Consider the following 10481-nt stretch of genomic DNA (forward strand, 5'->3'; position numbering starts at 1 on the left):
CGCTTGGGGCGGCGGGGCCGGGGCGCCGCTCGCCGTGCCCCGCGTCCGCGCGACGACCGCCCACAGCGCGCAGCCGAGCACGAGGCCCGTGAACCGGAAGGTGAGCAGGGTCTTGCCGTAGCCGATTTCGGTGAGGCGGTCGCCGTACTCGTCCGTGGCCATCAGGCCGATCAGCTCCCGCAGGCCCAGGCAGATCAGGAGCGCGGCGAGCAGCGCGAGGCCCCCGCGCGCGACCCGGCGCCGCCCGAGCGCGAGGGCGCCGACGACGAGGGCGACCACGAGGAACGCCCAGTCGTAGTGGGTCTGCGCCACCAGCGTGAGGGATTCCCGCGGGTCGTACAGGGCCTTGAGCGAGTACCCGGAGTAGGTGGTGTAGCTGTAGCCGGTGGGCGGGCCGTCGGTGGCCTCCTTGGCCTCGTACCCGATCCAGACCGTCGCCACGAGCGCGTACAGCAGGAGAGCGGCGCCCGCCCACTGGAGCGCCGGCGCGTCGCGCGGTGCGACGCGCCCGCGTATCTCTTGTCCTGTCCCTGCCCCGCCCTGACCCCACGCGGCCATGCGCGCCCCCCGTTTTCGGTTCCCGTCCGTGCACGGCCGGTGTGCCGTGCGTGACGTGCAGGGCCCTGTGTAGTCGGTGGCCACCGCGTTGTCTACGGCGTATCGGCTTGCGGGTGCGACGGGGTGGGGCGGCCGGGTCCGGTGGCGCGGCCGAGCAGTCCGTCCACCACCGCGCTCAGCTGGTCGGCGAAGTCGTATGCCTCCCTGAGCTCCGCCCAGCGGGAGGTCAGTGGGGCGACGTGGGGCAGTTCGGCGGTGTCGGCGTCCGTGAGCAGGTCGGGGAAGTACCGCTTGCGGTCGGGCTCCTCGGCGCGGCGCGCCATCGCGTGCCGGAAGGCGAGGTCGCCGTACGCGCAGTGCCAGATGGTGCGGTAGGCGTGCACGGCCTGCTCGGGGGTGAGGCCGCAGGCGACGCCCGCGCCGATGATCTCGTCGACCATCCACATCGCGCCCTTGTCGGTGAGGTCGCCGAGGCTCAGCACCTCCACCACCCAGGGCAGCCGGAGCAGGATGCCGTGCATGTGCAGGGACACGGCGAGCAGCCGGTCGCGGGGGTCGTCGGGCAGGTCGGGGCGGGGGAGCGTCGCGGCCGTCCCGGCCAGGGTGAGCATCAACAGCTCGTCCTTGTCGCGCACATGGTGGTACAGCGCCATGGGCGTGGCGCCGATCTCCTTGGCGACGCGCCGCATGCTGAGCGCCGCGACGCCCTCCTCCTGGAGGATGCGCCGCGCCACGTCGACGATCGCCTCCTGCTCGATCCGCCGGGGCCGCCCGACGCGCCGCTTCTGCCCCTGCCCGGCCGTGCCGGGGTCTTCGTCCTTCGCTCGCGCTGCCACGAGCTCATTGTCCCGTGCGCGTGCGGCGGCGACCGACCCGGGGCACTAATTTTCTTACGCGTATAGCCAGTTTCTGTACGCGTATAATAATCTGCGGCGCATGACGAACTCGCCGACAGACCCGCCGACCGGCGGCCCGCCCACGCGCGGCCGCCTGCTGCTTCCCGTCCTGCTGACCGTCCAGTTCCTCGTCTCCCTCGACATGTCCGTCGTCAACATCGCCCTGCCCGACATGGGCGCCGACCTCGGCTTCGCGCCGGAGTCGCTGACCTGGGTCGTCAACGCGTACGCGCTCGCGTTCGGCGGACTCCTTATGCTCGGCGGGAGGCTCGCCGACCTGATGGGACGGCGGCGCACGCTCGTCGCCGGGTTCGTGGTGTTCGGGGCCGCGAGCCTCGTCGGCGGGCTCGCGCAGAGCCCGGGGCAGCTCGTCGCGGCGCGTGCGGTGCAGGGCGCGGGCGCCGCCGCCCTCGCGCCGGTGGCGCTCGCGCTGATCACCGTCCACTACACCGAGGGCAGGGCGCGGGCCCGGGCGCTCGGCCTGTGGGGCGCGTCGGGCGCGCTCGGCGGCGCCGTCGGGATCATGGCGGGCGGACTGCTCACGGACTGGGTGGGCTGGCGCTCGGTGATGCTGATCAACGTGCCCGTGGTGCTCGCGGCGCTCGCCGCGGTCCGGCCCGGCGTCCCCGCCGACGGCCGCAGGGCGGACGCCCCGCGCCTGGACGTGGCGGGCGCGCTCCTGGTCACGGCGGGGACGAGCGTGCTCGTGCTCGGCCTGGTCCGCACCGAGACCGAGGGCTGGGGCTCGGCGGCGACCGTGGGCACGCTCGCGGCGGCGGCCGTGCTGCTCGGCGCCTTCTGCGCCGTCGAGATACGCGGCGAACGGCGCGCACGCGGCCCGCTGCTCCGCCTCGGCCTGCTCACCCACCGCCCGGTCCTGTCCGCGAACGTCTTCTCGCTCCTGATGTCCTCGGGCCAGTTCGCCGCGTTCTACTTCACCTCGCTCTACCTCCAGGAGGTCATGGCGTACGGGCCCACGCGCGCCGGAGCGGCGTTCCTGCCGTTCTGCGCGGGCATCGTCGCGGGGACGGTGGTCGCGACCCGGACGGTGGGCCGGGTCGGGGAGCGGGTGCTGCTCGTGGCGGGCGGGCTGCTGGGCGCGGCCGGGTTCGGGTGGTTCGCGCTGGCGGTCGGGGCGGACGGCACGTTCGCGGGGTCGATCCTGGGTCCGTCGCTGGTGGCCAGCGTGGGCATCGGCATGTGCTTCGTGCCGCTCGGCACGGCGGCGACCTCGGGAGTGGCGGCGGAGGAGACCGGCATGGCGTCGGGCCTGCTCAACAGCTCGCGCCAGCTGGGCGGTTCGATCGGCCTGGCGGTGCTCGTGACGGTGGCGTCGAGTGCCACCGGGGCGGGTGGCGGGCCGGGGGCGCTCGCGGACGGGTACGCGGCGGCGTTCGGCGTGGCGGCGGGGCTGCTGGTCGCGGCGGCGCTGGCGACGGCGGTGCTGCACGGCCGCGGTGCGCGGCCGTCGACACCCCCGCGACCTGCGGAAACGTACACGTCCGAGAAAACTTCGAAGAATCTCGGCGACGGTGTCGATCCGGGCGTCTCCCGTTCGACGCATCAGTGAGAAGAGAACAGGGGCGGGGAGAGACCCGCCCCACCGACCGAACGGAGACACGCCATGCCGCGCTACCTGACGATGATCCGCATCGACGAGAACGACCTGCCGGAGAGCGGCGGCCCCAGCCCCGAGCTCCAGCAGCGCATGGGTGTGCTGCTGGAAGAGATGGCCAAGGCGGGCGTGCTGCTCGACACCGCCGGCCTCGCGCCCACGGCGGAGAGCTCCCGGGTGCACTGGGAGGGCGGCAGGCTGTCCGTCACGGACGGGCCGTTCACCGAGGCCAAGGAGGTCGTCGGCGGCTACTCCATCCTCCAGGCCAAGGACCGGGCCGAGGCGATCGAGTGGACCAAGCGGTTCCTGAAGGTCCACGAGGACTACTGGACGGTGACGGTGGAGGTCAGGGAGATCGCCGAGGCCGGTGTCCCGGGGGTCGGGCCCGAGGCGTGATCTCCGGGTCACGCCTTGCCCGGGTCGCCGGGGCCGGGCCCGGCGCCTGATCTCTTTGCGGAGCGGGCACGGGGATGCTCTGAATCTCTTTGCGGAGCGGGCACGGGGGTGCTCTGATGGGTGGCCGTGGACCACGCGTCTGAGCACCCCCGCCGTGCCCCCGAGCCCGCCGCCGACGGCCACAGCGTCGAGCGCACCATCGAGACCGTCTTCCGCATGGAGGCCCCGCGCGTCATCGCCGGTGTCGCGCGGATCGTACGAGACGTCGGCATCGCCGAGGAGCTCGCGCAGGACGCGCTGGTGGCCGCCCTGGAGCAGTGGCCGGGGTCCGGCGTCCCGGACAACCCCGGCGCCTGGCTCATGGCCACCGCCAAGCACCGCGCCATCGACCTCGTACGCCGCCGTGAGCGCTACGCGCGCAAACTCGCGGAGATGGGCCGGGACCTGGAGGCCGCGCCGCCGCACCTCGACGAGATCCCGGATCTGGTCGAGGACCCGGACGCCATCGACGACGACCTGCTGCGCCTCGTCTTCACCGCCTGCCACCCGGTGCTCTCCGCCGAGGCCCGGGTCGCCCTGACGCTGCGGCTGCTCGGCGGCCTGACGACCGCCGAGATCGCCCGCGCGGTGCTCGCCCCCGAACCGACCGTCGCCCAGCGCGTCGTGCGCGCCAAGCGCACCCTCGCCGCCAGGAACGTCCCCTTCGAAGTCCCCTACGGGCCCGACCGCGAGGCCCGGCTCGGCTCGGTCCTCGACGTCATCTACCTCATCTTCAACGAGGGGTACGCGGCCACGGCAGGTGACGACCATGTGCGGCCCGGCCTGTGCGAGGACGCCTTGCGGCTGGCCCGGCAGCTCGCCTCCCTGATGCCCAAGGAGGCCGAAGTGCACGGGCTCGCCGCGCTGTTGGAGCTCCAGGCGTCGCGTACCGCCGCGCGGACCGGGGCGGGCGGGGAGCCGGTTCTGCTCAAGGACCAGAACCGGGGGCGGTGGGACCGGCTGCTGATCCGGCGGGGGTTCGCCGCGCTCGAGCGGGCCGAGGAGGTGGCCCGGGGGCCGCGCGGGCCCTACGTCCTGCAGGCCGCCATCGCCGCGTGTCACGCCCACGCGCGCTCGTACGACGACACCGACTGGTCCCGGATCGCCGCCCTCTACGCCCTTCTCGCCGCGCGGGCGCCCTCTCCCGTCGTCGAGCTGAACCGGGCCGTCGCCGTGTCCATGGCCGAGGGGCCCGCGCCCGCGCTCGCCCTCGTCGACGCCCTCGCCGGCGAACCGGCCCTGCGCTCCTACCACTTGCTCCCCAGCGTCCGGGGCGACCTCCTGGCCCGCCTCGGCCGCGTCGCGGAGGCCCGCACGGAGTTCGAGCGCGCGGCCGCGCTCGCGGGGAACGCGCGGGAGCGGGAGCTTTTGCTGGGGCGGGCGGAGGCGTGCGGGGGGTAGCCCTGCGGGGCATTCCCCAGTCCCGCCCCTTCCCGGAACGGCCTCGTCCTCAAACGCCGGACGGGCTGAAGTGGCGCCGTGCCGACTACGTGCCGTAGGGGTGGAAAGGGCGGGCGGGTGGGGGATATAGCCCGTCCGGCGATTGAGGACGAGGCCGTCAGGCCGATCGGCGGCCACCCCGGCCGGGGTCAGGTGAGGGTGCCGGTGGGGAGGTCGGCCTCCACCACGTACGCGCCCGCGTGAGGGCCCGCCGAGAACGTGCCGCCCACCGTCCGGACGCGTTCCGCCATCCCCGCGGTCCCGGTCCCGGCGGACACCGGCGCGGAACCCGCGGGACCCACGGGACCAGAGGCAGCCGCCCCCGCCGGCAAGGCGTTGCGCACCGTCACCCGAAGCCGCCCCCCGACCACCCGGACCCACACCTCCACCGCCGCCCCCGGCGCATGCTTCGCCGCGTTCGTGAGGCACTCCTGCACCACCCGGTGCACCGCCGCCTGCCGCAACGGCGAAAGCCGGTACGCGGCGCCGTCGACGACCAGCTCCACCGGACTGCCCGCACGCCCACTGGCCGCGGCCAGCTCGGGCAGCGCCTCCAGGCCGGGCGTGGGCGCCCCGTCGACCCCGCGCTGCACGATGATCTCGTTGAGCATCCGGTGCGCCGAGCGCGCCGTCTCCGACAGCTCGTCGAAGCCGTCCGCGCACGGCCCGTGCGACGCCCGCCGGGCGAGGACCTGCGAGCGCACGCTCAGCAGCGTCAGCTCACGCCCGACGAAGTCGTGCACGTCCCGCGCGATCCGCAGCCGCTCCTGCTGCACGGCCTGCAGGGCCTGCGTCTCGGCCCGCTGCGCCTGCAACGCCCGCACCAGGTCCTGCCGGTTGGCCGCGACCCCCACCCCCGCCGCGAGCGCGCCGATCGGCACGACCAGGCTGAGGAACTCGCTGAGCGTGTCCCCGCGGTGCACCGGCCAACCCGGCAGGGTGAACATCACGTACGCGAACGTCACGTACAGCACGACCCCGATGGCACCGGCGAGCCGCCCCCGGTAGCGCCCCAGCGAATAGAGCGCGAACTGCGCGAGCGTCAGCTCGTGCAGCCAGCCGAGCAGCACCAGCGCGATCAGGAACGGGGCCCACGGCGCGCTCCGCCGCAGCAGCAGCGTCGCCGCGCCCGCCGCGAGGACGAGGGTGGCCATGGCGCCGTTGAGCGAGTTGTCCTCGGCGGCGAGCCCCGGCACGTCGAGTGCCATCAGGGCGAGGCAGGCCAGGGCGGTGAGCACGTCCAGGGCCCGGGGTTCGCGCGCGCAACGCCGAGCGAGGCGACGGGCCGCGGCCGCCGCCTTGCGTAGCGCCTCGGCGGCGGGCAGGTCGTGCATGGTCCCCCCATCATCCCCGGGGCTTTGGCCCGGACACATCGGACTTTTGGCCCTGATGTCCGCGCCGGCGAGCCGGCGGCCCGGACCACCACCCCTCCGCCCGACCCGGAAGACCCGCCGCACGCCCGGCGAAACGGGTGTACGCACGGCGCGGCTGCCCCGCCCGCACGCGGTCCGGGGTTCCAATCGGACCATGTGGTATGCCCAGAATCCGGGTCGACGGACCCGTCAGCTCGCCGGTGACGCCGCGGTCCTGCTGTGGACCGCGGCCTGGACCGCCGCCGCGGTCGTCGCGTACCGCCTCGCCGTGCTGCTCACCCGGCCAGGTCCCGACTCGGGCGTCGCCTCCTCCGGCTCGCCCGCCGCACGCCTGCCCGTCGTCGGTGACGACGTCGGCGCCGCGCTGCGCTCCGTCGTCGGCTTCGTGGACGACATCGACCCGGTGACGATGCGCGCCGGGCTCGTGATGAGCACGGTCGCCCTCTTCCTCGTCCCGGTCGGCCTGCTCCTCGCGGCCTGGCTGCCGCGCCGCCTTCGCTGGGTCCGGCAGGCCGTCGCCGCACGGGAGCTCGCCGAGTCCGACGACGGCCGCGAACTCCTCGCCCTGCGCTCCCTGCTCCGCCCCCTCGACGAGGTGGCCGCCACCGCCGCCGCCCTCGCCGAGACCCCCGGCCTGCCGGACGCCACGCCCGGCAGCCTCGCCGAGGGCTGGCGCGGCGCCGACCCGCGCGTGCTCGAAGCGCTCGCGGACGCGGAACTGGAGCGCCTCGGCCTCGCGCCCGCACCCGCCCACGGCCGGGGGGGCCTGCCGGTGGCCGAACCCGCCACGTGACGGCCGAACCACGTGACGGCTGAGCCGCGGGGCCTGCACGCCCCGTTCACGGACGCGGTGCTCCGGGCGATCCCGCTCGGAGCACTGCTCGTCGGGGACGACGGCCGGGTCGTCGCGGCCAATCCGCAGTTCGCGACGGTCTGCGGGATCGAGGGCGTCGACCTGTCGGCGGGCGCCTCCGCCGAGCCCATCGCCGAGGCGATGACGCGGCTCCTTCCGGACCTGGACATGGGCTCGGTGCGCGCGCTGCGCAGCCAGTTCGTACGCAAGGCCGAACTGAAGCTGCGCGACGGCCGTACGCTGCGCCGCAGCCGCCAGCCGATCGACACCGGCGACGCCCGGCTCGGCGTGCTGTGGCTGGTCGAGGACATCACCGGGCAGCGCCGGTACGAAGACGACCTGCACCGGCACATCGAGGCGCTGGGTGAACTCGCCCGCGACCGCGCCGAGTTCGCCGCCCGCACCTCGCACGAGCTGCGCACCCCGCTGGCCACCGTGCTCACCTTCTGCGAACTGCTCGCCGACCCGGCGGCCGGGACGCTCAGCACCGCACAGCGCGAGTACGTGGACACCATCCGGCGCGGCGCCCAGCGCATGCAGGACATGGCGGACGGCCTCCTGCACCGGTACGCGGAGGCCGCGACCGCCCCGCCCGCGTACGCCCCTCTCGACCCGGGCCCGCTGCTGACCCGGCTCGTCGCCGACACCGCCCCGCGGGCTGCCCGGGGCGGCGTCTTCCTGAGCCTGGACCTGCCCGCCGCGGCCGAACGGCCCCCGCTCGTCGCCGACGCCGACCGCCTCGAACGGGCCCTGGCCGCGCTGCTCGACAACGCCGTGAAGTTCACGCCCGCGGGCGGCGCCGTCGCCGTGACGGCCCGCCCCCGCGACGGCGGCGCCCACGACGGCGAACTCCCCTCCCCCGGCTGGCGGTTCACCGTGCGCGACGACGGCATCGGCATCCCCAAGGAGTTCCAGGAGGAGGTCTTCACCGAGTTCGTCCGGGCCCCGAACGCCCGCCGCGGCCCCTACCCCGGCACCGGGCTCGGCCTCAACGACGTACGCGACGCGGTGCGCGTGCACGCCGGCACGGTGTCCGTGCACAGCGCGGAGGGCCACGGCACGGCCATGGAGGTCTGGCTGCCGGCGGCCGGCCCGCCCGGGGCCGGCACCTCGCGGAACACCGGCACCACGCGGAACGATGAAGTGCCGGGGACCGACCCGGCATGACCTGCCTCCTCCTCGTCGAGGACGACCCCGACCTCGGGCTCGCGCTGCGGGTCCTGTTCACCCGGGCCGGGTACGAGGTCGTGGCCGCCGACGACGGCCAGGCGGCGCTGCGGCTCCTCTTCGCCCGCCGCCCCGCCCTGATGGTCCTGGACCTGGTCCTGCCCGGCCTCGACGGCTGGGACGTCCTCGACCGCACCCGCGACCTCACCGACCTGCCCGTCCTGATCCTCTCCGGCCGCACCAGCCCCGCCGAACGCGTCCGCGGCCTGCGCTCCGGCGCCGACGACTACCTCTGCAAACCCTTCGACCACCTGGAGCTCCTCGCCCGCGTCGAGGCCCTGCTGCGCCGCAGCAATCCCGAGCAGTGGCGCGGCGACTACGTCGAGGCGGGCCTCAGACTCGTCCCCGAACGCCGCTCGGCCGTCTGGCAGGGCCACGAGACCCGTCTGAGCGCCATCGAGTACCGCCTCCTCGAAGTCCTCGTCCGCAACCGCGGCCGCGTCGTCACCACCGAACAGCTCCTCGACCTCGTCTGGGACGACCCCGAAGCGACGGGCCGCGAACGCGTGAAGTTCGCGGTCCTCCGCCTCCGCAGAAAACTCGCCGTGGGCGACGACGACGACCCCTTGGAGTCGGTACGCGGCATGGGCTACCGCTACCGCGGCGAGGAATCTTGAGCCCGCGGGACTATTAAGCCCGTCCGGCGTTTGAGGACGAGGCCCGAAGGAGGCCCGAAGGGCCGAAAGGCGGGGGAAAGGGGGCGCAGCCCCCATCAGGGGCGGGGGGGCGAAGGTCCCGCCCGCAAGGGACCTATGGGCCAGGGCCTTCGACCTGAAACAGCCTCGGCCGAAGGCTCGCAACCGTGGAGCAACCGAACACAATCCCCCCAGGCAACCCACACCCCGCACGCTCCTGCTGTCCACCCCGCACAGCACCTGCCAGGAGCCCCCGTGACGCCCACCGCCCCGGTGACCCCGATACTCCCCACGCCCACGTGGGGCACCCGCTCCGTGGCGGTCGTCCTCGGCACCCGCCCGGAACTGGTCAAGCTCGCCCCGGTGATCCGCCTCCTCGGCCCCGCCGCCCACCTCGTGCACACGGGCCAGCACTACGACACCGACCTCTCCGGCCGCTTCCTCACCGAGCTCGGCCTGCCCGAGCCGACCCTCCTGGAGGGCGTCGGCGGCAAGCCCCGCGCCGTACAGATCTCCACGGCCCTCGCCCAGCTCGACGCCCTCTTCGCGGACGAGCCGCCGCTGGCCGTGGTCGTGCAGGGCGATACCAACGCCTCCCTCGCGGGCGCGCTCGCCGCGAACGCCCGCGGCATCCCCCTCGTCCACGTGGAGGCGGGCCTGCGCAGCCACGACCGCGCGATGCCCGAGGAGCACAACCGCGTCGTGATCGACCAGCTCGCGGACGTGCTGTGCGCGGCCACCGAGGACAACCGGGACCTGCTGCGCGCCGAGGGCGTCCCGGCCGGGCGCGTCGCGGTCACCGGCAACACGGTCGTCGAGGCCGTGCGCGAGCATCTGCCCGCCGCCGCCGAGCGTGCCGCGCTGCTCGCCGAGCACGGCGTCACCGCCGACCGCTACCTCCTAGCCACCGTGCACCGGCCCGAGAACACCGACGACCCCGCCGCGCTGCGCGCGATCCTCACCGAGCTGGCCGGCCTCGCCGCGGAGCTGCCCGTGCTGTTCGCGGTCCACCCGCGCACCAAGGCCCGCCTGGAGGCCGCGGGACTCGGCCACCTGCTGGCCGCGCTCACGCCGCTGGCGCCGCTCGGGTACGGGGAGTTCCTCGCGCTCGCCCGGCATGCCGCCGTGATCGTGTCCGACTCCGGGGGTGTGCAGGAGGAGACCACCGTCCTCGGGCGGCCGCTCGTCGTTGTCCGCCGCTCCACGGAGCGGCCCGAGGCCGTGGACTCCGGGTTCGCCGAGTTGGTCGCCCCCGGGCGGGCGGTCGGTCGTGCGGTGCGTCGGCGTCTCGCCGAGGGTGACGCCGGTCTGCGCCGTCTCGCCGAGACGCCCTCGCCCTTCGGCGACGGTCTCGCCTCGCAGCGGATCGTCGCCCTCCTGGGCGCGGTGGCCTCCGGCCGGCCTGCGCGTCTGTCTGTCGCCGCCTGACCCATGGGGGCTGCGCCCCCT

General features: G+C 74.8%; 9 protein-coding genes and 1 pseudogene. 7 read left to right on the plus strand and 3 right to left on the minus strand.

All coding sequences use genetic code 11. The features are described from left to right. Positions 1–558: pseudogene (locus tag STRAU_RS34625) on the minus strand (hypothetical protein); the annotation flags it as partial. A gap of 92 nt (positions 559–650) precedes the next feature. Then, a complete protein-coding gene (locus STRAU_RS34630) occupies positions 651–1394 on the minus strand; it encodes a TetR/AcrR family transcriptional regulator (protein WP_016645077.1) in 744 nt (247 codons plus the stop codon). Between the two features lie 100 nt (positions 1395–1494). On the opposite strand from STRAU_RS34630, the gene STRAU_RS34635 reads away from it, so the two are divergent. From STRAU_RS34635 to STRAU_RS34645, 3 genes are all read left to right on the plus strand, one after another. After that, positions 1495–3024: an MFS transporter gene (locus STRAU_RS34635; RefSeq protein ID WP_016645078.1), complete on the plus strand. Its 1530-nt coding sequence runs from the start codon at positions 1495–1497 to the stop codon at positions 3022–3024. A gap of 54 nt (positions 3025–3078) precedes the next feature. After that, complete coding sequence (locus STRAU_RS34640) at positions 3079–3465, plus strand: YciI family protein (RefSeq protein WP_016645079.1); 387 nt, start codon at positions 3079–3081, stop codon at positions 3463–3465. Between the two features lie 216 nt (positions 3466–3681). Then, positions 3682–4905 (plus strand): RNA polymerase sigma factor, encoded by a 1224-nt coding sequence (locus STRAU_RS34645; RefSeq protein ID WP_078621706.1) that lies wholly within the window; start codon positions 3682–3684, stop codon positions 4903–4905. Positions 4906–5093: 188 nt separating this feature from the next. Here STRAU_RS34645 and STRAU_RS34650 read toward each other — a convergent pair whose 3' ends face one another. Next, positions 5094–6278, minus strand: a complete 1185-nt coding sequence (locus STRAU_RS34650; RefSeq protein WP_016645081.1) for a sensor histidine kinase — start codon at positions 6276–6278, stop codon at positions 5094–5096. 193 nt (positions 6279–6471) lie between these two features. Here STRAU_RS34650 and STRAU_RS34655 point away from each other — a divergent pair, with 193 nt between their 5' ends. The 4 genes from STRAU_RS34655 (at position 6472) to wecB (ending at position 10460) form a co-directional block, all read left to right on the plus strand. Further along, positions 6472–7110 (plus strand): hypothetical protein, encoded by a 639-nt coding sequence (locus STRAU_RS34655; RefSeq protein WP_016645082.1) that lies wholly within the window; start codon positions 6472–6474, stop codon positions 7108–7110. A 12-nt stretch (positions 7111–7122) separates the two neighbouring features. After that, positions 7123–8337, plus strand: a complete 1215-nt coding sequence (locus STRAU_RS34660) for a PAS domain-containing sensor histidine kinase (protein ID WP_016645083.1) — start codon at positions 7123–7125, stop codon at positions 8335–8337. After that, positions 8334–9014 carry a response regulator transcription factor gene (locus STRAU_RS34665; protein WP_016645084.1) on the plus strand — a complete coding sequence of 227 codons (681 nt, stop codon included), beginning with the start codon at positions 8334–8336 and terminating at the stop codon, positions 9012–9014. Before STRAU_RS34660 ends, STRAU_RS34665 begins: the two co-directional genes overlap by 4 nt. 273 nt (positions 9015–9287) lie before the next feature. Next, on the plus strand, positions 9288–10460 hold the full coding sequence (gene wecB / locus STRAU_RS34670; protein ID WP_259300069.1) for a non-hydrolyzing UDP-N-acetylglucosamine 2-epimerase: 1173 nt from the start codon (positions 9288–9290) through the stop codon (positions 10458–10460). Positions 10461–10481: the final 21 nt, after the last annotated feature.

The organism is Streptomyces aurantiacus JA 4570, from assembly GCF_000414115.1.
GTDB classification, from domain to species: domain Bacteria; phylum Actinomycetota; class Actinomycetes; order Streptomycetales; family Streptomycetaceae; genus Streptomyces; species Streptomyces aurantiacus_A.